At 63.9% G+C, this 25,267-nt stretch carries 23 protein-coding genes and 2 pseudogenes; 22 read left to right on the forward strand and 3 right to left on the reverse strand.

Going from position 1 to position 25,267, the window contains the following annotated elements:
- Positions 1-157 precede the first annotated feature (157 nt).
- The 4 genes from LH19_RS05060 to LH19_RS05075 are packed head-to-tail and all read left to right on the forward strand — an operon-like array spanning position 158 to position 4,251.
- The gene (locus LH19_RS05060; protein ID WP_082396231.1) at positions 158-1,888 is read left to right on the forward strand and encodes a strawberry notch C-terminal domain-containing protein; all 1,731 of its coding nucleotides are present in this window, start codon (positions 158-160) and stop codon (positions 1,886-1,888) included.
- A gap of 59 nt (positions 1,889-1,947) precedes the next feature.
- Positions 1,948-2,361 (forward strand): MbcA/ParS/Xre antitoxin family protein, encoded by a 414-nt coding sequence (locus tag LH19_RS05065; RefSeq protein WP_054733039.1) that lies wholly within the window; start codon positions 1,948-1,950, stop codon positions 2,359-2,361.
- Complete coding sequence (locus LH19_RS05070) at positions 2,358-3,074, forward strand: RES family NAD+ phosphorylase (RefSeq protein ID WP_054725394.1); 717 nt, start codon at positions 2,358-2,360, stop codon at positions 3,072-3,074. The genes LH19_RS05065 and LH19_RS05070 overlap by 4 nt, the downstream gene beginning before the upstream one ends.
- A gap of 13 nt (positions 3,075-3,087) precedes the next feature.
- Positions 3,088-4,251 (forward strand): hypothetical protein, encoded by a 1,164-nt coding sequence (locus LH19_RS05075; protein ID WP_054725397.1) that lies wholly within the window; start codon positions 3,088-3,090, stop codon positions 4,249-4,251.
- A 6-nt stretch (positions 4,252-4,257) separates the two neighbouring features.
- On the opposite strand, the gene LH19_RS05080 is transcribed toward LH19_RS05075, so the two are convergent.
- Both LH19_RS05080 and LH19_RS05085 read right to left on the reverse strand, forming a co-directional pair.
- Positions 4,258-5,040 (reverse strand): DUF5131 family protein, encoded by a 783-nt coding sequence (locus LH19_RS05080; RefSeq protein ID WP_054725399.1) that lies wholly within the window; start codon positions 5,038-5,040, stop codon positions 4,258-4,260.
- A gap of 2 nt (positions 5,041-5,042) precedes the next feature.
- Positions 5,043-6,158: a three-Cys-motif partner protein TcmP gene (locus LH19_RS05085; RefSeq protein WP_054725401.1), complete on the reverse strand. Its 1,116-nt coding sequence runs from the start codon at positions 6,156-6,158 to the stop codon at positions 5,043-5,045.
- A gap of 276 nt (positions 6,159-6,434) precedes the next feature.
- Between LH19_RS05085 and LH19_RS05090 the strand changes: the two genes are divergently transcribed.
- The 10 genes and pseudogenes from LH19_RS05090 (at position 6,435) to LH19_RS05130 (ending at position 19,183) form a co-directional block, all read left to right on the forward strand.
- A complete protein-coding gene (locus LH19_RS05090; protein WP_054725404.1) occupies positions 6,435-8,423 on the forward strand; it encodes a ParB/RepB/Spo0J family partition protein in 1,989 nt (662 codons plus the stop codon).
- 155 nt (positions 8,424-8,578) lie between these two features.
- Positions 8,579-9,205, forward strand: a pseudogene (locus LH19_RS05095) (ArdC family protein); the annotation flags it as partial.
- A gap of 116 nt (positions 9,206-9,321) precedes the next feature.
- The gene (locus LH19_RS05100) at positions 9,322-10,539 is read left to right on the forward strand and encodes a tyrosine-type recombinase/integrase (protein WP_054732971.1); all 1,218 of its coding nucleotides are present in this window, start codon (positions 9,322-9,324) and stop codon (positions 10,537-10,539) included.
- Complete coding sequence (locus tag LH19_RS05105; RefSeq protein ID WP_054725041.1) at positions 10,536-11,474, forward strand: tyrosine-type recombinase/integrase; 939 nt, start codon at positions 10,536-10,538, stop codon at positions 11,472-11,474. Before LH19_RS05100 ends, LH19_RS05105 begins: the two co-directional genes overlap by 4 nt.
- Positions 11,471-12,463, forward strand: a complete 993-nt coding sequence (locus LH19_RS05110; protein WP_054725040.1) for a tyrosine-type recombinase/integrase — start codon at positions 11,471-11,473, stop codon at positions 12,461-12,463. Before LH19_RS05105 ends, LH19_RS05110 begins: the two co-directional genes overlap by 4 nt.
- A gap of 110 nt (positions 12,464-12,573) precedes the next feature.
- A pseudogene (locus LH19_RS29160) lies at positions 12,574-12,702 on the forward strand (zincin-like metallopeptidase domain-containing protein); the annotation flags it as partial.
- A 156-nt stretch (positions 12,703-12,858) separates the two neighbouring features.
- Positions 12,859-14,208: a tyrosine-type recombinase/integrase gene (locus LH19_RS05115; RefSeq protein ID WP_054725407.1), complete on the forward strand. Its 1,350-nt coding sequence runs from the start codon at positions 12,859-12,861 to the stop codon at positions 14,206-14,208.
- Positions 14,205-15,992 (forward strand): hypothetical protein, encoded by a 1,788-nt coding sequence (locus LH19_RS05120; protein WP_021224414.1) that lies wholly within the window; start codon positions 14,205-14,207, stop codon positions 15,990-15,992. Before LH19_RS05115 ends, LH19_RS05120 begins: the two co-directional genes overlap by 4 nt.
- Positions 15,989-18,151, forward strand: coding sequence for a hypothetical protein (locus tag LH19_RS05125; RefSeq protein ID WP_016744722.1), 2,163 nt, complete (start codon positions 15,989-15,991; stop codon positions 18,149-18,151). The genes LH19_RS05120 and LH19_RS05125 overlap by 4 nt, the downstream gene beginning before the upstream one ends.
- Before the next feature lie 168 nt (positions 18,152-18,319).
- Positions 18,320-19,183, forward strand: coding sequence for an ArdC family protein (locus tag LH19_RS05130; protein WP_054725410.1), 864 nt, complete (start codon positions 18,320-18,322; stop codon positions 19,181-19,183).
- 3 nt (positions 19,184-19,186) lie between these two features.
- Here LH19_RS05130 and LH19_RS05135 read toward each other — a convergent pair whose 3' ends face one another.
- Positions 19,187-19,603, reverse strand: a complete 417-nt coding sequence (locus tag LH19_RS05135) for a MerR family transcriptional regulator (protein ID WP_016744720.1) — start codon at positions 19,601-19,603, stop codon at positions 19,187-19,189.
- A 74-nt stretch (positions 19,604-19,677) separates the two neighbouring features.
- Between LH19_RS05135 and LH19_RS05140 the strand changes: the two genes are divergently transcribed.
- The 8 genes from LH19_RS05140 to LH19_RS05175 all read left to right on the forward strand — a co-directional run bounded on the left by LH19_RS05140 (position 19,678) and on the right by LH19_RS05175 (position 25,266).
- Positions 19,678-20,037, forward strand: a complete 360-nt coding sequence (locus tag LH19_RS05140; RefSeq protein WP_021224336.1) for a hypothetical protein — start codon at positions 19,678-19,680, stop codon at positions 20,035-20,037.
- A complete protein-coding gene (locus LH19_RS05145; RefSeq protein ID WP_021224337.1) occupies positions 20,030-20,254 on the forward strand; it encodes a GDCCVxC domain-containing (seleno)protein in 225 nt (74 codons plus the stop codon). The genes LH19_RS05140 and LH19_RS05145 overlap by 8 nt, the downstream gene beginning before the upstream one ends.
- Before the next feature lie 12 nt (positions 20,255-20,266).
- Positions 20,267-21,046 carry an organomercurial lyase gene (gene merB / locus LH19_RS05150; protein ID WP_021224338.1) on the forward strand — a complete coding sequence of 260 codons (780 nt, stop codon included), beginning with the start codon at positions 20,267-20,269 and terminating at the stop codon, positions 21,044-21,046.
- The gene (locus LH19_RS05155; RefSeq protein ID WP_016744716.1) at positions 21,028-22,377 is read left to right on the forward strand and encodes a dihydrolipoyl dehydrogenase family protein; all 1,350 of its coding nucleotides are present in this window, start codon (positions 21,028-21,030) and stop codon (positions 22,375-22,377) included. Before merB ends, LH19_RS05155 begins: the two co-directional genes overlap by 19 nt.
- A 330-nt stretch (positions 22,378-22,707) precedes the next feature.
- A complete protein-coding gene (locus tag LH19_RS05160) occupies positions 22,708-22,992 on the forward strand; it encodes a zincin-like metallopeptidase domain-containing protein (protein WP_054725413.1) in 285 nt (94 codons plus the stop codon).
- 11 nt (positions 22,993-23,003) lie between these two features.
- Positions 23,004-23,426, forward strand: a complete 423-nt coding sequence (locus tag LH19_RS05165) for a hypothetical protein (RefSeq protein WP_054725416.1) — start codon at positions 23,004-23,006, stop codon at positions 23,424-23,426.
- A 303-nt stretch (positions 23,427-23,729) separates the two neighbouring features.
- Positions 23,730-24,683, forward strand: coding sequence for a DUF2493 domain-containing protein (locus LH19_RS05170; RefSeq protein ID WP_054725419.1), 954 nt, complete (start codon positions 23,730-23,732; stop codon positions 24,681-24,683).
- A 121-nt stretch (positions 24,684-24,804) separates the two neighbouring features.
- Positions 24,805-25,266: a DUF6878 family protein gene (locus LH19_RS05175; protein WP_054725422.1), complete on the forward strand. Its 462-nt coding sequence runs from the start codon at positions 24,805-24,807 to the stop codon at positions 25,264-25,266.
- The last annotated feature ends 1 nt before the right edge of the window (position 25,267 follow it).

The raw sequence follows: 25,267 nt of genomic DNA on the forward strand, positions 1-25,267 counted from the left end.
CCTTCGACTTGCTGAGGTCGACGGAACCGTAGTTATCTGGAGTGAAATCATGGAAAACCGAAGGAAACCTGCGCCTACCGCCGCCACGCTCGACATAAACTGCGACTGCAAAGAATACGTGGTCGATTACCTCACCAAAAGCTTCCCGGTTCGGCTGATGGCGGTGTTCACGGACGAGAATGGCAATGCCCGGTCCGAACCGATGAGTGATGAGAATGGTGCTCCTGTTCTCTGTCGTTCGGCGCTTGCCGCGCGCGACCGCATGATCGAGCAGCTCTGTGCCTTGCCGCCGATCGCGACGGCGCTCGATGCGATCATCGAACGGTTCGGTGTCGATCAGGTCGCCGAAGTCACCGGACGTACCCGCCGCCTGATCGTCGGACGCGATGGACGCCAGGTGCTCCAGTCGCGCTCTCCGCGCGCCAATGTCGCCGAAACGCGAGATTTTATGGACGGGACAAAGCGGATTCTGGTTTTCTCCGATGCCGGTGGCACCGGCCGCAGTTATCATGCCGACCTTGCGGCAAAGAACCAGATGCGCCGGGTCCACTTCCTGCTTGAGCCGGGTTGGCGGGCCGATGCCGCAATTCAGGGCCTTGGCCGTACCAACCGCACCAATCAGGCGTCGGCCCCACTGTTCCGCCCGGTGACCACCGACGTGCGTGGCGAACGTCGGTTTATATCGACCATTGCACGTCGGCTCGACAGTCTCGGGGCACTGACCCGAGGGCAGCGCCAGACAGGTGGGCAGAACCTCTTCGATCCTGCCGATAATCTTGAGAGCACCTACGCCAAGGAGGCGCTTCATCGCTGGTTCGGCCTGTTGTTCGCAGGCAAGCTGGAAGCCGTTACGCTTTCTCGGTTTGAGGAATTGAGCGGGCTCAGGGTCGAAGGGCCCGACGGCGGGATGGTCGATGACCTGCCAACAATCCAGCGCTGGCTCAATCGCATCCTCGCGTTGCCGATTGCTTTGCAAAACGGCATATTTGACGAGTTTCTCGGCCTCGTCGAAGCGCGGATCGATGCAGCACGCCAGGCCGGCACGCTCGACATTGGGGTCGAGACTATTGCGGTGGAGCATTACGAGGTGCTGACCGACACGCTACTGCGCACCGATGCGCTGTCGGGTGCGACTACGCATCTCCTCGAACTCGAGATCGCCCGCGCGCTTAAGCCTTTGCGTCTCGAACGCCTCGACGAGCTCTACGGCTTGTCAGGTGCGCGTCAGCAACTTCTGCGTAATGCGCGCTCAGGCCGGATCGGGTTGCTTGTCCCGGCTCGCAGTCTGCTCACCGACGAAGGTATGCGTGTGGCCCGCTTCGAGCTAGTTCGTCCCTTGAAGCACGGACACATCACTGCCGATCAACTCGAGGAGAGCAACTGGGAAACAGTGGATCCAACCGAATTTCAGCGCCTCTGGCAGGCGGAGGTCGATGACGCCGCCTCAAATCACAAGCGTGAGCGACTGCATCTTGCAACCGGCCTGTTGCTCCCGGTGTGGGACAAACTCCCTTCCGACTATGTTCGCGTCAGCCGGATTTCGGCGCGAGACGGACGCTCGCTGTTAGGCCGGGAGGTTCCGCTCCATTGCGTGCCCGAACTATGCCAGGCGCTTGGGCTTGAAGACGAACATGCCTTTTCGGCAGAGCAAATCGTCGATGCGGTGAACGGGACCGGGCGGCCGATGCAAATCAAAAGCCGCGAAGCGCTCACGCTCAAGCGCAGCCTCGTCAACGGCGCGCAGCGGCTCGAACTGACTGGTTGGTCGGCGTCTCGCCTAGACTGGTACAAGGCACATGGGTGTTTCACCGAGATCATACGCTATCAAACGCGACTTTTCGTCCCGACGACGAGCGCAGTATCGGTCTTGGCGCGACTTGTGGGATGAGATTGTTATCTTGCCAAATGGCATTCAATGTGATATATACTGCCATATGGAGAATGCTCATGTTGGCACTGCAACCCGTTGATACCGTCCCCGATGCCTTCCGGCCCGATCCTATAACTCAGGAGGAAGCAGCGGCGATGTTCCGCGCCGTGCTGAACCTGTTTGGGAAATGGGAACTCACCGACGAGCAGGCAGCGACTTTGCTCGACATGCCGGTTCGCTCCTACCGGCGATGGAAGGCTGAGGGGCCGGGCCGTGTCTCGCGTGATGGTGCGGCGCGGCTCTCCAACCTGATGGGTATCCACAAGGCGCTGAGGATCATTTTTTCCGAAGCCCAACGTGGCTACGCCTGGATCAAGGCAGGTAACGCCGCCTTTGCCGGAGTGAGTGCGCTCGACGTCATGCTTGGCGGCGAGCTGACTGATATCATGCGGGTGCGTCGCTATCTTGATGCCGAACGTGGTGCCTGGTGATTGATCCCAAGGCGATTCCGGTTGCCCAGGTCGAGTGGAAAGGTGCTGTACGGATTATCCGCAGTGCCTTTCCACCGATTGACCTGTTCGAAGACATCGCAGACCCTGCAGATTGGCCGCTGCTGATCTCCGCCGAGCAAAAAACCAATCCTCGCATTATGGCGACGATCGGCAATCTCGATCTGGTGCCGGCTGATCGCCGGGTAGGCGGAAATGGCGCATCCTATCTGATGGCGCCGTTCACGCATGTTAGCACGGACCGGCCAAGTCGCTTCACCGATGGGACCTACGGCGTGCTATACGCGGGGGATACATTCGAAACAGCGCTGTTCGAAACAATCCATCATCATGCCCGCTTCATGACTCGCACTGCCGAAGCGCCAGGTTGGATCTCGCAGTTCCGTGAAATCGTATTGTCAGTAAACGCCGACCTTCGTGATCTCAGGGGCATTGAGCCAGAGGATCCTGCGCTTGATCCCGACAGCTATGTCGCATCGCAAAGCCTCGCTGCAACGCTCAGGGCGAATGGCGCGGAAGGTCTGGTCTATCCGAGCATCCGGCATCAGAACGGCGAATGTGTTGGGCTGTTTTACCCCGACCGCGCGTCAGACCCTATTCAAGGGCGTCACCTAGACTATCACTGGGATGGTACGGGGGTCGACCTAGTTCGAAATGCGGGAACAGGTGCCGTGTTTCGAGTGGTATCTACCTGAAAGGTGGGCAACATTGAACAGCGAGCAAATCGAAACTGTCCGAACCCGCGCCCAGAAGGCGATTTCTCCACTAGAACCAGCAGATTTCAGCATGCGAGCGCCGAAGGGATTTCTCTTCAACGCAAAGCGCACCGATGCCGGGCGGACGCTGCCACCATATTATCTGGTCTACTTTCTTCTTGTCGACTTGCTGGGTTTCACGAATCTAGGTCAGTTCGAAAAGGTAGCCTGGTCAGTCCCGGTGGAATATGATGGGCGGCCCTTCCTTGTGGAACACCGCAAATTTGGATTGGGCGTCTTCGCTGCCAATGTTCCAGAAGACGAAGAAGCGGCTGCCGAAATTGTCAGATTGATCCACAAGGCCACCAAAGCGGCGCAGCCTTATTTCGATTGGAGGGCTGAGCAGGCAGCAAAGGCCTCCCAACTCAATGTCGTCAACCGCTCGCCCGATCTGTTCGAACGGCTAAATTTCTACCTCGATCTTTATGACGACAGGCAACAGCAAGCGGAGGGCCGGAAGGACGAGCGGATTGTCAACCATCTTAGCGATATGAGCTATACGGTAGCCTTTCCGGCAGTCGAGCTCAATCGGGAGGCCAAATGGCTGGGGCTCTCTGCCATCGAATGCTTCTTTAGCTGGACTGAGCATGTCTTCATCCACATCGCCATCCTTCGCGGTAACTGCGCGACAGGGGAGGATGTCACCAAGCTCGCAAAGGCGGAATGGGCCGAAAAGTTCAAAGCAGCGCTGGATATCACCGACCCCACCACAAAACAATTTTACGATCAGCTGGCCATAGTCCGGCGTCAGCTTCGAAACTTCGTTGCCCACGGGGCGTTCGGGAAAGACGGCGAGGCGTTCCACTTCCACTCGAAGGCTGGGGCTGTACCGATGCTTCTGCCTCATCCGCGTGACCGTGCCGCTTTGAAGTTTGGACAGGGTGTCGATTTCGTGGCCGCTGAGGCTATCGCACTTATCCGGGATTTTATCGATCATCTTTGGTCAGGCTCACTCGAGCCCGCAAAGATACACATTCAGGACTTTGGTCTGCCTCTCAACCTGACCAAGGTCGTTAACGGCGACTATGCACGCGCCATGGCTTCAGTCGACGCCATGGAGAGCTATGCCGATTATCAAGTGCACTTGAACGATCGCTACGCCAACATGGATTTTTGATCGATCCTAGACGAAAGCCGCCGCCAATGCCGCCTCGCTACGCAGCGGCTCCTTGGGAAATTCATCCCAAGTTTGGCCGTCAAGCATTCGACCAGCCTTCTTCTTGTTGACGCCGCCCCATTGCTTGAAATGGAAGGCCACACCAGCGCTCTGGCACTGGTCGCGAATCGATCGCACCCAGCTAGGGTTCATCGGTCTTGCACCTGGCCCGCTTTCGCCGCCTGCAATAACCCAATCGATTCCCTGGAGGTTCATGTTCTCAAGCGGCCCAAGCAGGGGCTCTAAGCTCAAAAATTTGATGGCCGCTTTTGTGCGGCGCAGGTGGTCGATGCGATAAAGGTAGTCTGCATTTTCAACGCTTACACCCATCCATACATTTGCTGGCCAGTCCAGCTTACGAGCGAGCTCTTCGAGCCGTTCCGCGCGCTTGGTAAGGATTTGATAGGTGTGCTGTTGAGTTGCCCTCATGGTTTCGAACACGCGCTGCACAAATTTCACGGGCACGGCCTCATGAAACAAGTCGGACATTGAGTTCACGAAAATCATGCGGCCCGTGCGCCATGTGGCGGGCAGCCTAAAGCTTTCCTCGTCAATCCGCACAACGCCGTTCCACTTCGGTCGTCCACCAGACATTCTGGTGGTGCCTGCGTACTTGGGCTGGCCCATGGCTTCGAGCCGTCGCGCCATCCGCATGGCATAGCAATTGGTGCAGCCAGGCGAGACCACATTGCAGCCTGCGACGGGGTTCCATGTCGCCTCTGTCCATTCGATTGATGAATTCGTCGCCATGCTCAGCACCCTTCCTTGAACTGGACCTTCACATGGTCGGGGTAGGTATCCTTGCGACGCTTCCCTTTAGTCGAATACGCCGAGACCCTCTCTGCGGCTTCAAGCGCACTAAGCGCCTCGCGGTAATTCCTTTTGATGTATGGCTTGCCTACGCTGTGTCGCTCATAGATTTCCGTGAGTGACAGGGTTTGTCCCGCGAAATCTTCCAGCAGCATCTCTTTCAGCTTAGACATGGGTTGGACCAGCGAAAACAAAAGCGGCATCGACGCATCAGCAGGTGAATATGTGAGCGACGGGACACCTTCGTCGAGAGTTGAGCTCTCAGCCGCCATAATGTCCTTCATAATCTCATAGCCCTTGAAGTGCTTTGAGACGAAAATCAGCTTATGAGATGTGCGCGTGCCTTCGCTGTTACGGAATGTGAAGGGCAGCACATACTTGCCACCAAGCGACTGAATCTCATTGGCCAGCTCTTCGAGAATGGCAGCCTCTCGCAATTCCGGCGTTAAACCGGGGAGCCTCGCGCGAAGCGTGTCCGCGCGCTCTTCTCCGAACAGCGCATCCATATGCTTTTTTACGCCGGGATTGTTGATCCCCGCATTGATCCGATTGTAATTGAAGAAGAATACACAATCGCAACCCCAATCTTTGATGACGCCCTGGACAATCCTAAGAGAGAGGCCTTTGTAACCGAAAGGATCGACAAACGAGAACGAAGGGACGAGGCGCGTTTCGTTAAAATACGTCGCGGCATCATCATCTACCTCACCACAAGTCACGACGGGTTTATATTTGAGTTTTCCTAGACCCGGGAGGCTATCGATTTCTGTTTGGAGCGTCGAAGTTTTGTCACCATCTGCGTCGTTGAAATAGGCGGTGAGCATTTGTGACATTAGCGGATGATTGATGGCCGTTTGCAATACGAGAAGGGGCGTCGACGCCGCACCATCCTTGTAGCGGCCTGGGCCGGCATAAAGGTCCATGTAAGCGATCTTTCCGCCGCGCTTCGCAACCGTGGGCATGACGACCTGTGCCCAAGTAGAGAAGTACTTGTTCACGATGCGGGCTTTGACCTCGGATTGATCAGTCCTCTCTTCGAAGAACTTCTGGTTTGCCATGCTTTTTCGCCGCCTGTCGATTGATCATCCATCCAGTAGAACAAAATGCGAACCAATACAATTCGTTTGGCTTGCCATGGGGAAGGTAGTTTCCGTGATGCAACAGCATCGGTTCGATCCTTGGGCCGTGTTCCCTTCTTCCATAATTTCGTTTGGCCGCAGAACGTCACCTGTCTGACCGGCCACGGTGAAGAGAGAGGGAAGGGGGCTTGCTTCTGACTGAGCCGAAGGAGCGTCGATGGTCGATGCCTGTGCTCGCAATCAGGAGTATGTCCCATGATCAAGTCGATCCCGTTGACCAAGTTGGTCCAGTCTCCTCGCAATGTGCGCCGCCACGGTGACCCAGCTGCAGATTCCGAACTGAAAGCGAGCATTGCAGCCCATGGGCTGTTGCAGAACCTCATCGTTCGGCCTGCGGCTCGTGGCAAATTCGAGGTCGAAGCCGGAGAGCGCCGCCGCTGCGCCTTGCTGGCGCTTGCCGAAGAGAGAGTCCTGCCGAAGGGCTACGAGGTTACCTGCCTCGTGCTTGAGGACGATGCGGAAATCGCAGTCGAAACGAGCCTGGCCGAGAACTTCCATCGCCTCGCGATGAACCCCGCCGACGAAGCGCAGGCGTTCGCTGCCCTGATCGAGGCAGGCGCCTCGACGGAAGATGTCGCGCGCAGGTTCGGACTGACGGTCCGCTTCGTCGAAGGCCGGCTGCGTCTCGCGACCCTTGCGCCTGTCGTCTTCGATGCTCTGGCATCCGGTGAAATCACTCTCGATCTCGCCAAAGCTTTCGGCGCGACCTCCGACCAGGAGATTCAGGCTCGCGTCTATGAACAGGCGTCCTCGGGCTATTATGCGCCCAGCGCCGACAGCATCCGGCGCATGGTGCTCTCCGGCACGGTTCGCGGTAGCGATGCTCGGGCCCGTCTTGTCGGTCGCGACGCATATACCGCTGCAGGTGGCCGGATCGAACGCGAACTATTCGACGACGATGACAGCGAGTCCTGGGTTGATGTCGCGCTTCTCGAAACCCTCGCCTCGGAGGAGATGGAGAAACGCGCCAAGGCGCTCGCAGCAGAGCAGGGCCTTGCCTGGGTTAAGCCGACGCTTGACGCCTATGCCAGTCACGATCTTGTGGAAGGCCTCATTCGCCTTCCGGCCGAGCCGGCTCCGTTGACTGACGCCGAACTGGCCCGCCTTGACGAACTCGATGCTTCCTACGACGATCATGCGGCCATTCTCGAGGATGAAGACAGCGCAGAAGAAGCAATTGCTGCGGCCGAGGCGACGATCGAAGCGATCGAGCGCGAATGCCAGGACATTCGGGCAAAGCCCCCGGAGCTGGCGCCCGAACTGAAGGCCAATGCCGGAATGATCCTCGTTCTCTCGCGCGACGGGACACCGGTCCTCCAGCCGGTGTTCTACGGCGAGCGCGATATCGAAGTCGTTGGTGACGACGATGTCGTCGAAGTCGTGGCCAGTGTCGACAGTGATGGCAAACGCCGTGCAGCGCTTTCCAAGCGTCTGATCGACGAACTTGCGATGCAACGTCGTGACGTGCTCGCGCTCCACGTGGCATCGGATCCCGGCCTTTCGCTCGACATCATGGTCTTCACCCTCGCGGATGCCGACACCCACGACTGGCGGTCACGCGCGGCCACGACCCTGCGTGGCGGCGTCCCTGCGGGTCCGATTGTCGGGTTCGAAGCGAAGGATGCGCCGGCAAGCGCATCCCTTGCGGACCTGCGCTCTGGTCTCGATGAGAGCTGGCGATCTGGCGAAGACGCTTCGTCGCGCTTCAAGATGTTTCGGGCACTCGCTGATGAAAGCCGCGCAGCATGGCTCGGCTTTGTCGTCGCTCGCACGCTCGAGGCGAGCCTCAACATGGCAGGCGAACGCCAAATCGCGTTCCAGGATCATCTGGGCAGCGCGATCGGCATCGATATGGCGCAATGGTGGCGTCCGACCGCGGCAAACTACTTCGACCGCGTCTCGAAGCAGGTCATCCTCGATGCGCTCACCGATGTCGGCGGCCTGGAACTGTCCTCGCGCTTCGCATCGGTGAAAAAGGGCGATCTCGCGATGAGCGCCGAGCGCGTCTTCGCGGGGACCTACATCACCGAGGTCGAAGTTCGGGAAAGGGCCCTCGCCTGGGTGCCCGAGGTCATGCGCTTTGCCGACCTGCCGGAAATTCCTGCCGATAACGAAGCGCAAAGTCCCAACGCGGATTTCGTCGCCAACGACGACAATCAACCCCCGAGCGAGTTGGCCGCCTGACCTCCTCCTGACAGGAACGGCTACTCGCCACCGTGAAGCGGTCCTCCGGCACATGCCGGGGGGCCGCTTCCTTCATGGAAAGAGAGCGGAGGGGGCTCCGGGATCTCCGGCACTGACCGACGGAACTGTCGTCAGGCCATTTCAGGAGATCCAACATGGCCTATCGCAAGGGACAAAGCGGCGGAGTGTCGCCTGCGACCCGTATCACCCAAGAAATCATCGCCCGCCTCGAGTCCGGCACGAAGCCGTGGATCAAGCCATGGCGCGGTGTGCCAGTCTCGCGTCCATTGCGGGCGTGCGGCGTCCCTTATCGCGGCATGAATGTATTCTGGCTCTGGATGGTTGCCGATATGTGCGGTTACGCCTCGCCGTTCTGGATGACCTACAATCAGGCCAAAGAACTGGGCGCACAGGTGCGCAAGGGCGAAAAATCCACCATCGCCATATTCTACAAGAGCTACACCAAGGAAGTCGAAGCCCCCGACACCGGCGAAAAAACTGACGAAAGTCGTCGCGTGTTGAAGGCCTATCCGGTTTTCAATGCCGATCAGGTCGAAGGTCTTCCGGAACGTTTCCATCCCGCCGCGACGCTTGAGGTGGTGGAACCCGAGGGCCGTCAGGCTGAACTCGACTCATTCTTTGCCAATATTCCGGCCGTCCTGCGTCATCAGGGCGACGAAGCCTATTATGAGCCGGTAGCTGACCGGGTGACAATGCCGCCCGCGCATCTCTTCTCGGGCTTCGACCACTATTACGCGACGCTCGCGCACGAGCTGTCGCATAATGCCGTAACCCAAATTATGCCGCATCGTGGCGAGAAGGCGCGGTTGGCGGCATGATCGCGCTTGGCCCATTCGGCATAATCTTCGTCGCTCCAACAACATGGAGCACGATGATCATGACGGAAACTCAGTACACTTGCATCGAACCCTATCTCGACTCGTTCATCGAGAGCTTCGCGGCCGCCAATTACAAAACGGGAACGCTCAAAACCTACCGCCATCTCGTTCGGAATCTGGGGCGGCTGATGGACGCTGAGGGCGTGGAGCCTTCCGCATTGACGCTCGATCAGGCCGAACGGCTGGGACGGATGGTGCCGCGAAAACAGGGTCAGAAGCTTTGTCCGCATAATCTGGCGCGTCGGTTCGCCGCGCATCTCATCGACATTGGCGTGGCGCAGCCTGTGCCGCTGACGGACGCTGAGGTGATGCGGACCACGCTGTTGGCGGACTTCGAGGCCTATCTGGTCAAACAACGGGGCCTGAGCCCGCGCACGATCAGGCACACGCTGGGCTTCGCGAACCGGTTCCTCGACTATCGCTTCGGCAGGCAAATGATCGACCTGACGCGGTTGAGCGGTGCCGACATCACTGGCTTCGTGCAGCAAGTGCTGGCGCGCCGGACGCCCTATCGCGACAAGACGGTAGCGACGCATCTGCGGACCTTCTTCCAATATCTGTTCGCGCGTGGCGCGACCGCGACCAATCTCGCACCCAGCGTCCCCAAGACAGCCCAGCGCTGGGATGCGCGACTGCCCCGGCACCTCTCGCCCGATGGCGTTGAGGCGGTGCTTCGCTCGGTGCGCAGCAATCCCCGACATGCCGCACGCGACTATGCGATGTTGCTGCTGATGGCGCGGCTCGGGTTGCGAGCGCCCGAGGTGATCGCGATACGGTTGGACGATATCGACTGGCGCGCGGGCGAACTCATGGTGCGCGGCAAGGGCGAGTTGCACGATCGGTTGCCGATATCCGGCGAGGTCGGGGACGCGCTGAGCCGCTATCTTCGCGATGAGCGCGGGCCAACGACATGCCGAGCCGTGTTCGTCAGCCACCGCGCGCCGCACCGCGCGTTTAAGAACGGCCAGATCGTCAACGCCATCATCAAGGATGCACTGGCGGCGACCGGGCAAAAGCCGGTGACGCCATACGTCGGATCACATGTGTTGCGTCATAGCCTTGCGACCAGACTGGTGAACGCCGGTGCTTCGCTCGACGAGGTGAGCGACGTGTTGCGGCACCGCTCACGGTCATCGACCCTGATATATGCGCGGCTCGACATTGACGGGCTGCGGTCGGTCGCGCAGCCTTGGCCAGTTGCGGGAGGCGTGCAATGAGCATCGTCCTTCAACTCGACCGTTATCTGAGCGTTCGGCGCAGTCTCGGCTACGATCTTCGTACGGATGAACGGATACTCCGGCGCTTCGCCCGCTTCGCCGATCAGGAACGCGCTTCGCACGTCGATACGGCGCTGTTCCTGCGCTGGGATGCGAGCCTGCCCGTTGTAGGCACATCCACACGCTCGGCACGGTTCGGCAAGGTGCGGCTGTTCGCGCAGTGGCTGAGCGGTATCGACCCGGCGCACCAGGTGCCGCCGCGCGGGCTGCTCCCTGAGCGTTATGCGCGGCAGCGTCCTTATATCTATACGGAGGCCGAGATCGCCGCGATCGTCATGGCGGCCAAGGGTCTGCCGTCCATCTATGGCCTGCGCGCGCTGGCCTGCTCAACCCTGTTCGGGCTTATCGCCGTAACAGGGCTCAGGATCAGTGAAGCGCTGGCGCTCAAAGACGATGACATCGACACCGAGACTGGCGTGCTGCGCATACGGCGCGGAAAGCTTGGCAAGGAACGGTTGCTTCCGCTCGACCCAAGCGTGGTAGCGCAGCTCATCGCCTATGCTGCAGAGCGCGACCGACTGCTTGGACGGTCCTCGCCAGCACTGTTCGTCACGGAAAAGGGAACCCGCCTGACCGACTGCAGTGCCCGCTACAACTTCGCGCACGTCTGCCAGCGGATCGGGCTGCGGCCCGGCCAACAATATGGTCGGCACGGCCGGGGGCCGCGCATCCATGACCTTCGCCACAGCTTCGCGGTGCGCACGATGATCGGGTGGTATCGCGCGGGCAAAGACCCCGCGCGCGAAATGATCCGACTGACGACCTATCTGGGTCATACCAATCCCTCCAACACGTTCTGGTATCTGGAGGCGGTCCCGGAACTGCTCGATCTGGCGATGGCCCGTGCAACCCGCCGGCCGGAGGTGAACCAATGAGCGTCGCGACCTTGCCTGCGCTGATCCAGCGCTTCTTCACCGACCGGCTTTGCACGCAACTGGAGGCAAGCCGCCACACGGTTGCAGGCTACCGCGACACGTTCCGGCTCCTGCTTCGATATGCGAGCGCGCAACGTGGCAAGCCGCCGGTCAAGCTGACGGTCGAAGACATCGACGCCGATCTGGTTGCCGACTTCCTCAGCCATATCGAAACGGCGCGGGGCAACGGCGCTCGCAGCCGTAATACCCGACTGGCCGCGATCCGATCGTTCTTCCGCTTCGTCGCGATGACCGACCCAACCTGGCTACTGCACTGCCAGCGCATCCTCACCATGCCCAACAAGCGCTATGTGAAGCGTGCGGTCACATTCCTTGACGCGGATGAGATCGCGGCGTTGCTCGCAGCGCCGGATCGCACGACATGGACGGGGCGGCGTGATCATGCTCTGCTGCTGCTCGCGGTCCAGACTGGTCTGCGGGCATCCGAACTGGTTGGCCTCACGCGGGGTGATGTGGCGCTCGGCACCGGCGCGCACGTCCGCTGTATGGGTAAGGGCCGTAAGGAGCGCGCCACCCCGCTTCGCCGCGAAACGGCTAAGCTGCTGGCGACGTGGATCGGCAACGACAAGGATGAGAGCAGGCCGCTGTTCCCATCGATCCGGGGCGAGCGGCTGAGCCGCGACGCGCTCGAACATCTGGTACGCAAGCATTGCCTGACGGCATCGCGCGCATGCCCGAGCCTCGACACCAAGCGGGTCACACCGCATACGCTTCGCCACAGCACGGCGATGGAACTGCTCCACCACGGTGTCGATCAAACGGTGATCGCGCTCTGGCTTGGTCACGAAAACGTCGAGACCACCCAGATTTACATCCATGCCGACATGAGAATGAAGGAAAAGGCGCTCGCTCGCGTCGCGGCCCCTGCCACCCCGCCCGGCCGGTTCCGACCAGACGATAACCTCTTGGTGTTCTTAGAAGGGCTCTGATTATGCCGAACAGCCGCATGGCCGATGCCGGGCTGTCTGGCCTCCAGCGGAGGCCATGCGGCATAATCTGGGTTACGGCATTATGCGACTTATGCCGATATCGGCATAAGTCGCACTGGACTGGCCATGCCAGCCGCTTGGGCCGTGATCTCAAAAACCGCTTCGGTACGGCGGCATATGCCGCCGAGGAACTGGTCGCATTATCTGGACAGTCTGCGCCGTCCGCAACATTGCAGTAAGGTCGGCGATGGACGCCCACGGTAGGCAGTTATCAGGCTGGCCGTAGCGCTGACCCAAGAGCTGGCGGAGGCCAGCCTGATAGCTGCCGGGCCATAGGGCGCAACGGTGCGAGGTCAGTTTCCGGGTGGGGGGTCCGGGGGGAGGGTTTCGCGCCGGTGTCGATCATTGCTGTTTGCGAGCGGCGCGAGGCCAGGGGCCTCGATGCGCATGTGCCGCTGATCCTGCGTGGCGATGCGCTCTATCATCCCGATCTGGATCGCTTCTTTCTCGACCTGCCGCTGTCGGGGGTCCGTTCGCGGCACTCGCTTCGCGCCTACGCCTATGATGTCGCGGTCTGGCTTCGCTTTCTCGATGCCTGCGGCAAGACCGTGTGGGCTGCGACCCGCGACGATGTCGGCGCCTATCATCGTGAGCGACGCCGCGACGAGGCCGATCACCGGATCACGGGGGCAAGCTGGAACCGGGCCGTCGCCAGCCTCGATCGCCTCTACCGCTGGGGCGAGCAGCAAGGGCTGATCGCCGACGCGCCGTTCAGCCGCCGCGCCGTTTGGCGACCGGCGCAGGGTGGCCGTCGCGGCATGATCGCGGCGCGCAACGACGCCTATGAGCGCGTCGCCAGGCGGTCGGACGTCCGGTTCGTCACGATGGACGATTACCGCATTTTCCGCGAGCTCGGCCTGCGCGGGCTCACCCCTGACGGCACGGAGCGCCCCGGCGCTCGCGATCGCAACGGGCTGCGCAACGCGCTATTCGCCGATCTTCTCGTCACCACCGGCCTGCGCCTCGAAGAGGCGTCGGGCCTGCTCACTGCCGAGCTCGCGGCGATCGACCGCGAGGACGGTGACGTCCAACAACTTTGGTTGCCCCTTCCGCCGCCGCTCACCAAGGGCGACCGCGGACGCAGCGTTCTGGTCCCACGCCGGCTGCTTCGTCAGATCGCCGCCTATGTCGCGGTCGAGCGCGCCGCGGGCGTGGCCAAGTTCGCCGCGCGCGACGGTGCGGCCAGCTTCGACCGACCGATCCCTGTCACCCGCGCCGGTCTCGACCGCATGCGCGATATCTGCACCCCGGAGGAACGATGCCGCCTGATCCTGTGCGACGAGGATGGAACGCCCCGCGAGCCGGCGGCGCTATGGCTGACCGAGGTCGGCCAGCCTGTCCGCCCCAACTCGTGGGAGGTGATCTTCACCCGCGCCTGCAAGCGGTGCGCACAGAACGGCTTCCCGCTGTCGATCAGCCCGCACCAGCTTCGCCACGCCTTCGCAGTCCATATGCTCGCCTTGCTGATCCAGCAGCGGCTGCGCGAAGCGGCATTGCCGGTGGGGCCGGTGGAGAGCTATCGGCTGATCCTGGGCGACCCGCTGCAACAGGTGCAACGCCTGCTTGGCCACGCCAGCCTCACCACCACCTATATCTACCTCGACCATATCGCGACCCGCGCCGATACGGTGGACGCGGCCGTCGAGGGGCTGCTGGCGTTACTGCCGGGGCCGCAAGGCGTATGAGCGGGCGTCCCCGCAAGGGCCGGCCTGTCGCCTTTGCGCCGATCACGCCGGAGCGATCGCAGCCCGATCCTGTGCTCGGCCTCAAGTTCACCATCGAGGCGCGGCATGGCGGAACGGTCCTAGTCGATATGACCGGGCTCGATCCTCGCCCACTCGCCATCGCTTTCGCCGGTGCGCTGCGTCGATCGGCGGCGCTCGGCGGCCCCATCGGTGCGGCCAGCGTCATCAAGCAGTATGTTCAGGTCTATCGCCACTTCTTCGCCTGGCTTGGCGATGATGCGCCGGAGGTGACCGGCGTCAACGACCTGCGCGCAGTCCATATCGATGGCTTTGCGTCCGCGCTCGAACGGCGTGGGATGGGCGCGATCCACCGGCACATAACGGTCGGCAAGGTCATCAACACGCTGCGCGCGATCGAGGCAGACCGGCCCGATCGGATCGCGCCCGACCTGCATGAGCGGCTGCGCTACACGCTGGCCACTTCGGCGGGCCGCTCGACCCCGCGCGATGCCTATAGCCCCTTCGTCGCCCGCGCGCTGCGCGACGCCGCGAGGGCCGATATCGAAGCGATGCTTCGCCGCCTCGGCGCCGACGACCGCACTGATGAGGGCGACCCTGTCGTCGCCAGGGCGCGCGCCGATGTCGAAGCGATCATCGCGCGGCAGGGCTTTATCGTCGCAGACCAGCCCGCGCTGAAGCGCCTCTATTTCATGCGCATGCGGCGCGGATTGCCGATCAGCACGCTCATCGACGACCTGCATGGCCGCCATCATCTGCTCGCGCGCGATCTGCCGGCGCTGCTCGTGCTGCTCACGCTCGATACCGGCCTCGAGCCGGAGTGCCTGAAGACGCTGACCGTGGATTGTCTCACCAACCCGCATGCCGGCACGGTGGAGCTACGCTATCTGAAGCGCCGCGCCCGCGGTGCCGAGCACAAGAGCATGCGGGTCCGCGATGGTGGTAGCGGCACACCCGGCGGCCTCATGCGTCGCCTGATCGACGTCACCGCCGTCGCACGCGAGCATCTGACCGACGATTGCCTCTGGCTCTATCACAACGTTGGCGGCCTTCGCGCCGGCATCGTCGATCCCAAGTTCCAACTCGCCGCCTGGGCTCGTCGCCATGGTATCGCCGGCGATGATGGGAAGCCGCTCCATCTGCTGCTTTCCCGGCTGCGCAAGACCCACAAGGCGCTATGGTACACCAAGACCGAGGGGCATATGGCCCGCTTCGCGGTCGGTCACACCCGCGAGGTCGCGGCGCGCCACTATGCCGATCTGCCGTCGCTCCGGCCGTTGCACGAGGCGGCCGTCGCCGATGCCTTCCGCGCAGCGGTCGCTGCGGCGATGCCGACCGTGCTTCCACCCACCGCCGAGCAGGCGCTGCGCGAAGCGCCCGAACAGGTCGCGTCGCTGATGTCGGCTGATACGGTGGGTCCGGTGCTCGACGGCGAACAGGATGTCTGGCTCGCCGCCTGCGCGGGCTTCCATAGCAGTCCTTTCGCCGAGCCCGGTTCGCCCTGCGCGCAGCCCTTCTGGGGCTGCCTCGATTGTCCCAACGCCGTCATCACCGCGCGCAAGCTCCCCGCGATCCTCGCCTTTCTCGCGTTCGTCGAAGAGCAGCGATGCAGCCTGCCGGCGAGCGACTGGGCCGCCAAGTTCGGCCGCGTCCACACCCGGATCACGGTCCAGGTCCTGCCGGTCTTCTCCGATGCCGTTATCGCCGAAGCGCGCCGGCAGATGGGGAGCGAACGGCTCTATCTGCCGCCGGAGGCACGCGCATGACCACGCCCGTCCATGCCCTCGTGCCCGCGTTCGACGATCGCCCTGTGCTGGCGAGCGCGCCGCTCAAGGCGGGCCATGCCCGCGAGGAGCTGTCGCACGTCGGCGACCCGACCTGGGATCTCGGTCCCGCCGTCTTCCGCGAGAACGCTCGGCGCTGCCACGTCACCGTGCATTTCGACGTGCTCGAACATGCCGATGTGCAGGCGGCAATGCGCGCCTATCTCTACGCCCGCCTCAACGTCGGTCTTCCCGGCTACCACCCGAAGCTGCCGCCCGCCAGCATCCGACAGGCATTCAACCGGGCTCGCCGGTTCTTCGCCTTCGCGCGCGAGCGGCTTGGGCGGCTCGACCTGGGCCGCATCGATCAGGCGCTGATCGACGCTTATGCGCGCCACCTGCGGGATGATTCAGCGCGGCGCCCCGTCATCGTCGGCCAGCTCTTGCAGGTGGTCACCGATCTCTACCATCTCCGGGATCACCTGCCTGGAGGCGGTCTCGGGTTCGAGCCGTGGGCCGGGCAAGCGGCTGCGCGCGTCGCCGGATATCGGCATGTGCGCGAGAACCGCACCCCACGCATGCCGGAGGAGATTGTCACGCCGCTGCTCGCCTGGTCGCTGCGCTATGTCACGACCTTCGCGACCGATATTCTGGCGGCTCGGGTCGCGCTCGATCGGCTCGAGGCAGTCCGCGCTCGGCTGCTCGCCGCCGAACGCGGACTGCCTGATGCAGAGCGCCGCCTGCGGCAGCGCGCGCGCCTCGAGCGCTATCTCGCGCGCCGAGCCCGGCAAGGACGCGGCGTGCCCATCTGGACGACGGCACACAACGGCGCCACGCGCATCGATCCCCTCACCGGGGATGCAACCCCGCCGATCAACGCCCATCTCCTCCATTTGCATGCCGGCATCGATGCCGTCGCCGAGCCGGCCATGCATCTCATGCTCACTACCGGCGCACCGGATGTCATTCGCGAAGCGGTTGCATCGCTTGGTACCGAGGTCGGCGGCATGGACACGCCGATCTCGATCGCTCCCGAGAGCGGTCGGCCATGGCGTGCCCGCTTCGACGTGAAGACCCTAGCGATCGAGGAGCGGATGCTGCAGGCCGCCGCCTATATCGTATGCGCCTATCTGACCGGCATGCGCGACTGCGAGGTCCAGGCGATGCGGCGCGGCTGCCTCTCGATCGCGCGCAGCGAAGACGGCCTGATCGAGCGGCAACGCGTCCGATCGACCCTCTACAAGCGCCGATCGAGCGCCGGTGAGTCGGCGAGCTGGGTGACGATCGAACCGGTGGCCGAGGCGATCACGGTGCTCGAACGGCTGTCGGAACACGCGGCACGGAAGACTGGAAGCGACACGCTCTGGCCGGTGCTTCGTCCCCGCGCTGTCACCAAGACGCATCTGTCGAGCGAGGTGGTCCGCCAGCTCAACGCCTTCCGCGACCACCTCAACACCGTCTTCGGCAGCCCCGATGCGCCGGTCATCCCACCCGGCCCCGATGGCAAGCCGTGGCGCATCACGACGCGGCAGTTCCGGCGCACCATCGCGTGGCACATCGCCAACCGTCCGTTCGGCACCATCGCCGGCATGATCCAGTACAAGCATGCCTCGGTCGCCGCTTTCGAGGGCTATGCCGGGACCAGTGGATCGGGGTTTCGCGCAGAGGTCGAGGCGCAGCGCCGGCTCGGTCAGATTGACGATCTGCTGGACTATTTCGACCGGCGGCAGGGCGGCGCATCACTCGGCGGACCGGCGGGACCACGCATCGCGCGGACCCTCGACGATGCCGCCGTTAAGCTCGGGCCACTGCCCGCCATGATCGCCGATCGGGCCCGCCTGCGCGTCATGCTCGCCAGCGTCGCGCGCACCTTCCACGTCGGTCTGCTCGCGGATTGCTTCTTCGATCCCGCGACCGCGCTCTGCCTCAAGCGCGTGACGACCCCCGATCCCAGGCAGCCGCTCACCGCTCTGTGCGAGCCGACCCGCTGCCCCAACGCCTGTATCACCGCCCGCCACAGGCCGGCGTGGGAGCGCGCGGCCGATGATGCCAGGGCGCATTTACGCGAACGGCGCATGTCCGATCTCCAGCGCCGCGCGCTTGAGGGCGAGCTTGACCGCCTGACCGCGGTGATTGCCGGGATCGACCCTCCCGCGCCGTAGACCACCCCGGCTGTTGGCGGAGTCCTGCGCCGGTCGGCGCACCCGCGCAACGGCTTCGCCGTCCTCCGCTTCGCTGCGGCCCTGACGGGTGCGCGAGCCCCCTGTGCCCGGCGCGAACGGGCCTCCGCCGCCGGGGATGGTCCCCGGCGCGAGAACGGAGAACAGATCATGTCAGCCTCACCACGCTCAGACGTCTATGCGCGCGTCACCGACGCGATCGTCGCCGCGATCGAAGCCGGCACCGGCACCTGGCGCATGCCGTGGCATCATTCTGGCGCCGACGTCACCCGCCCGACCAACGTCGCCAGCGGCAAGCCCTATCGCGGCATAAATACGGTCTCGCTCTGGGCGGCCGCCTATGGCAGCGACTATGCGAGCGGGGTCTGGGGCACCTATCGCCAGTGGCAGGCGCTCGGCGCGCAGGTCCGCAAGGGCGAGCACGCCAGCCTCGGCGTCCTCTGGAAGGAGTTTCGCGCGAAGGGCGATGACGCCGGCGACGATGACGACCACCGACGGCTTTTCGCCAAGGCATTCAGCCTGTTCAACGCCGATCAGGTCGATGGCTATGCGCCCGAACCGGGGCCGGTCCTGCCCGAGAGCGAACGCCTCGCCGCCGCCGAAGCCTTCATCGCCGCGCTCGGCATCGATACCGTCTACGGCTCGGCCAGTGCCTATTATCACATCGCCGAAGACCGCATCCACTTGCCGGATTTCAGCGCCTTCCACGACGCCCACGGCTTCTATGCCACCCACATTCACGAAGCGGCTCATGCCAGTGGCGCAGTCCATCGGCTCGACCGGGATTTCAGCGCCAAGTGGACCAGGCACGCGCTCGCGATGGAGGAAGCAACCGCCGAGCTGACCGCATCGTTCCTGCTTGCCGATCTCGGGATCGCGCACGAACCGCGACCCGATCATGCGGCCTACATCGCCTCCTGGCTGCAACTGCTCAAGGACGAGCCTCGGGCGATCTTCACCGCGGCGAGCAAGGCGCAGGCGGCAGCCGACTGGATGCACGCCCGACAGCCGTAATGCTCACGCGACCCGCACTTCGGCGCCAAGTGTGTCGAGCAGCGGACAGCCCGGATCCCGACCGGCATCGCAGGCGCGCACCGAGTCGGCCAGAACCCGTTCCATCCGCTTGAGGTCCGCGATCCGCGCGCGTACGTCCTTCAGGTGCGACGCCGCGAGCTCGCGCACCTCGGCGCAGGAGGCCTGACCGCCAACCGCGAGTCCGAGCAAGGCGCGTACCTCGTCCAGGGTAAAGCCCAGCTCCCTCGCGCGGCGCACGAAGCCCAGGCGAGCCACGTCCTCCCGGCCATAGCTGCGGTAGCGGCCCCGCCGCGGCGGAGCGGGCAGCAGCCCGATCCGCTCGTAATAGCGGATCGTCTCGATGTTGCATCCGGTGCGGCGTGAGAGTTCGCCGATCTGGATCGCGCCGGTTGCGGCCATCCCCAAAATACCTCTTGAGTCTGTAGTCGCTACAGATGTTAGGACAGCTCAATGCCCGCCACAAGGAGTCGCCCGTGACCCAGACGCCAAGCCCGCCTAAGGGGATCGGCACCGCCACGCTCACGCTGGCGGGGATCGCTGCGGCGTTCGGCGTCGCCGCCTGCTGTGCGCTGCCGATCCTCTTCGCATCCGCCGGGATCGGCGCAGCTTGGCTCGGCGGCGTGGCCATTGTCGCCGCGCCGTATCGCACGCCGCTTCTCCTCATTGGCGCATTGTGCCTGCTTGCCGGCGCGGCGCTGCTGTTGCGCCAGCAAGTTACGGCGGCGCGCTGTGGGCCGGGCGGCATATGCACGCCGCGCTGGATGCGTGTTCTCACGCTCATCGGATTGCTGCTCGGTGCGGCCCTGCTCTGGGCAGGCTATCGCTATGTCTGATGCCACCCCCGAGCTGCGCTCGACGCTGACCTGTCCCCACTGCGGTCATCGGGCGACGGAGACCATGCCGACCAATGCCTGCCAGTATTTCTACGACTGCCGGGGTTGCGGCGCGGTCCTCAAGCCCAAGCCGGGCGATTGCTGCGTCTATTGCTCCTACGGCGACGTGCCCTGTCCGCCGATCCAGGAGAGCGGCGGCAAGGCGTGCTGCGGCTGAGGAGGGCGGGCGATGGCGCGCGCATCATCCGCTGAAGCCGCCTTTGGATCGACCGTTACATTTCCCGGCGGTGCCGTTGTCCCGGACTGGAGCGCAGTCACAACACCCAGCGCCCGCGCAGCCCTGACGGCACTGTTCGCGGCGTTCATCGGTTCGAAGTGGCGCGGGATGGACGGCGTCGAGGAGCGGGTCCGGCGCGCCGTGCTTCAAGCCTATGCTGCCGATGGTCGCTCGCCGGTGCCGGCACAGATCGCCGCCGCATCGGGACTCCCCTCCGGCGAGGTCGGCTCGGCCCTGCAGCGGCTCGCCGGGCGCGATCTCGTGGTCCTCGACGGCGCGGGCCGGGTGACCGGCGCCTATCCGTTCACCGACGGCCCCAGCGAACATCAAGTCGAAGTCAGCGGAGTGACCATGAGCGCCATGTGCGCCATCGACGCGTTGGGGATCGGCGCCATGCTGGAGCGGGACTGCATGATCCGCTCGGCCTGCCGCCAGTGCCGGCGCACGCTCGCCATCCATACCCCCAGCCGCGGCCGCGAGCTGGAAGAGGTTGAGCCGGGCGCGATCGTCGTCTGGTCCGGCCGTCGCTATGCCAGTGGCTGCGCGGCATCGTCGCTCTGCACCTTGCAGGCCTTCTTCTGCGATGACGATCATCTGGCGGCCTGGTGCGCGAGCGGTCCGGTCGGAGCCGATGACGGCATTCGTCTGTGCCTGGCCGAAGCGCTCGAGGTTGGGCGCGCGATTTTTGCGCCGATGCGGATGGAGATGCGACCATGGCTTCCTACGACCTGATCGTCATCGGCAGTGGCACGGCAGCGCAGGTCGCGGTCGGCCGGGTCCGTGCCGCTGGATGGTCCGTCGCCGTCATCGATCACCGTCCGTTCGGCGGCACCTGTGCGCTGCGTGGCTGCGATCCCAAGAGGATGCTGGTCAGCGGCGAGGAAGCGATCGACGCGGCAAGGCGCATGGCCAGACATGGCGTCGACGGCACGCTGGCGATCGACTGGCCCGACCTGATGGCGTTCAAGCGGACCTTCACCGATCCGATCCCCGCCAAGCAGGCGCACCGCTACGCCGAGCTCGGTGTCGACGCATTACACGGTGTTGCTCGCTTTGCCGGCCCAGACACGATCGTGGTGGAAGGCCGGACATTGCGGGCCCGCCATATCCTGATCGCCAGCGGCGCGCGTCCAGTCCCGCTCGGCATTCCGGGCGAAGATCTGGTGAGCACAAGCGATGCGTTCCTGGAGCTTCAGGCCCTGCCGCGCCGGATCGTGCTGATCGGCGGCGGCTATGTCGCTGCGGAGTTCTCGCATCTGGCGGCCCGAGCGGGCGCAGAGGTCACCATCCTACAGCGGGCCGAGCGGCTCCTGCCGCACTTCGATCCCGACCTGGTGGGCTGGCTGACGCCCCGGTTCGAGGCGCTCGGCATCCGCGTCGAGACCGGTGCCACCGTTACCCGGGTCGAGCGCAGCGGGAGCGGTCTGCTGGTCCACGCCGAGCGCCAGGGCGAGCCTGATCTCAGCGTCGCCGCCGATCTCGTCGTTCATGCCGCCGGGCGCGGTCCTGACCTCAAGGCGCTCGACCTGTCCGCCGGCGAGGTGGCCGTGCAGGACGGGCGCCTGCAGCTCGACGCGCATCTGCGGAGCATTTCCAACCCGCGGGTCTATGCCGCCGGCGACGCTGCCGGAGTCGGGCCGCGGCTGACGCCGGTGTCCAGCCACGATGCCAAGGTAGTTGCCGCCAACCTCCTGGATGGCCCGACGCACCAGCCGGACTATCGCGGCGTGCCGAGCGTGGCCTTCACTCTGCCGCCGATCGCCGCCGTCGGACTGTCAGAGGAGGCGGCGCGCCGCGGCGGCGTCGCGCTCCGGGTCAACGCAGCCTCGACGCCAGACTGGTTCACCGCCCGCCGCCTCGCCGAGCCGGTCTACGGCCATAAGCTGCTGATCGACGAGGACACGGACCTCATCCTCGGCGCGCATCTCGTGGGGCCGAACGCCGACGAGGTAATCAACGTTTTCGGTCTGGCAATCCGCCACGGCCTCACCGCGGCCGATCTTCGCTCCACCATGTTCGCCTATCCGACCGGCGCCTCCGACGTCGGCTACATGCTGACTTAACGCACGAGCGCCACTGCCATGGCGGCCGATCCCTCGCGCGATCGGCCGCTTCGCGATGCATGTCGATGCGGGCTGTCGCCCGCCATTAAGCGGACGCCGCTTGCGCGGCGGCTCCGATTTTTTGGCCTCTCCCTCGATGCGGGAGTGGTCGGCGCTCCCTGCTAGGCCCGCCGCGGCGCGCTGCAAGCCTCGGCTTCGCCGGGCTGCTCCATTTCATTTCGCCCCTGCGGGTGCAGCCCGCCGCTTCAGCAGGCCTCTCCGGTCGCTCTCGCCGCCCACCCCCGCCTCGGGGGAGGCCATGGGGCTTTTGGGCAGTGCTGGAGGCAACCGATGGTTTTCACCTTCCAACCGCCATTTTGGGCTGGACTGTCAGGATATATCGCGGAGCTTTCGAGCGCCATGCTCGGCGCTGAGCTGGGACTGCCGGTCACGCACCTCGACAGCCATGCGAGCTACATCGAGCATTGGCTCAAGCTTCTGAAGGATGACGACCGCGCCATCCTGACGGCTGCGGCCAAGGCTGAAGAGGCTTCGACCCTGCTGCTGAGGCTCGGTGGTCGGATCACGGTCGAACAGTTTGACGACGCGTCAGACGATGCTGCGCTTGCGGCCTAAGGGAGGGTATCATGGGCCGATCGGTCAGCTATCCTAGCGGCGCAATCGTTGCATTCACGGTGCTCGATGTCGAAGCCGAGGACGATTGGGAATTCGCATACGAGTGGCTGCGTGATGACCTGCGCAAGCGGGCCGGCCGAGCCTTCCCGTCGCTGATCCCGCATGACGGCTGGCGCGGCCGGGAAGACCGGATCCTCATGCGCAATGCCTATGCGGATTTCGGCGTATCGGTCTACGGCGGGCTGGTGGCCGTCTGGATCGTCGAACGCGATGACGGGGCCTATTGGGACGCCGATTGGCGCACGGCCCGCTCACCGCGGGCACAGCGCTGGTTGTCCCAGATCGCATCCCGCTTCGATGCCGTGTTCGGCGACTATGACTGTCTCGGGCATATGTCGAACGGAGAGGGTGTCTACGCCAAGCGAGCGGCTTGAGCCGAGCCGGGTCGGTGCATGCATGAGGCATAGGGCGTGCACCTGCCAATGTCTGTTCCGACCGCCCATGGCCTGGCGCCATGCGAGAGAGGCCCTGGGCCAGCCGCCAGTCTTGCGCAACCCGGCTTGGTCGGGCCCGTGTTGGCCTTGGCCCTTCGGGCTCAAGGCCTGCCCGCGCCAGCCCGCCAAGCCAGGTTTCCCCTGACGGGTGCGCAACCCTGCCTGAATGCTGGCCCTGACGGGCTCTCGCTGGCGCAGCCATGAACGGGTGCGTCGGCCTCACGCCAGTCAGGAGGACATCCCATGCACACGTCATTCGCCGATCAACTCGCCGGGCTCGATCTCGCCGGCTTCTCGATTGGAACCGCTCCCGTATCGACAAGCGATTTCCCGGTCCGGGAGGCTGTCGTCCAAACCCTCGAAGCGGTCTGGTCCGATCTTTTCGCCATGGTGTCCGGGACCGCTCTTGAAGCCGACGCCGAGGATCTCGGCTGGGCTTTCGTCAACATCTTTCACCGCTCCGCCGAGCGCAAATCGACTGCCCTCGACCGGGCGACCGACGAGGTCCGCGCGCTGATTGCGACGGCTGACGGATCCGAAGTCCACACCCACGACCTCGAGACCCAGGTCGAGCGGGCGCAGTGCGCCGAAAGCGCGATGTTGGCGCTCGAAGAGATGCGCGAGGTCGCAGCAGGCCTATACCTCAACGAGTTCGGTTCCTCCTGGAAGCCAGTCTCCAGTTCGCGCTTCAATCACAGTGCAATGCTGACCTCTGCGCTCGTCGAAGGTCGCGACTTCCTGCGCGCCCGCGCCGAGACCAAACGTCGTGCGGCCATGCCCGAAGGAACCCCCGTCGTGTTCGCCGGAGGGCGCACCCGTCATGCTACCGAAGACGATGCGCTGACCTTCGGTAACAATGTCTGGGCCACGCTCGACAAGGTCCGCGACCGCGTTCCGGATATGGTCTTGATCCATGGCGGCGACACCAAGGGCGTCGACCGTTTGGCATCGAGCTGGGCTGAACGTCGAGGCATCCCGCAGGTGACATTCTCGCTGGATATGCGCCTGGGCGCCCGTGCCGGCTTCAAGCGCAACGAGCGGATGCTCTCCCTCGATCCGCGCTATGTCATCGCCTTTCCCGGCAATGGCGTACTCGAACGCCTGGTGATCGACGCCAAGGCTCGGCGGATCACCGTGGTCGATCGTCGCGGCCCCCTCGGCACCAATCCGAAGAACACTTCGGCCAGAACCGACTAAGGCCCTGTCGGTCTTCGCGCCAGCGCCGGATCGGCGCTGGCGTCGTCCATCAGAGGAAAGGCGTGCGCCTGTCGGTTGGAGCCAGCGATGGTCGTTGGCTCCTTTCTACAGGAGGCATTCCATGATCGATATCGAGGCTGTGATGGCCGACTTTGCCGTTCGCCAGGCCGAGCGGCAGACCCAGGTGGTCGAAGAGATTCAGCAGCTCAAGACAGCCATTCTTCCGCGCTTGCAGGACGCTGCGATTGCCCGGGTCGAGATCCGTTTCGACGGATGCGGCGACAGCGGCGCCGTTGAGGAATGTGTCTGTCTGGATGCAACTGGCGCGCCGATGCCTTGCCCGGATGTCACCCTGCTGGAAGGCGAAGCTGACAAAGCTGATCGTACCGGTTCCGAGCAACTGCACTCACTCGGGCAGGCTCTCGAGCGGCTGACCTATCTGGCGCTCGAACGTCACCACCCTGGCTGGGAGATCAACGACGGTGCCTGCGGCGAACTCGTGATCGATGTGGCGGAAGCGATCTTCGTGCTCGACTGCAGCCTGCGCTTCACCGCGACCGATGATCACAGGGCCGAGCTCTAGG

This window comes from Sphingopyxis macrogoltabida (assembly GCF_001314325.1).
GTDB lineage: Bacteria > Pseudomonadota > Alphaproteobacteria > Sphingomonadales > Sphingomonadaceae > Sphingopyxis > Sphingopyxis macrogoltabida.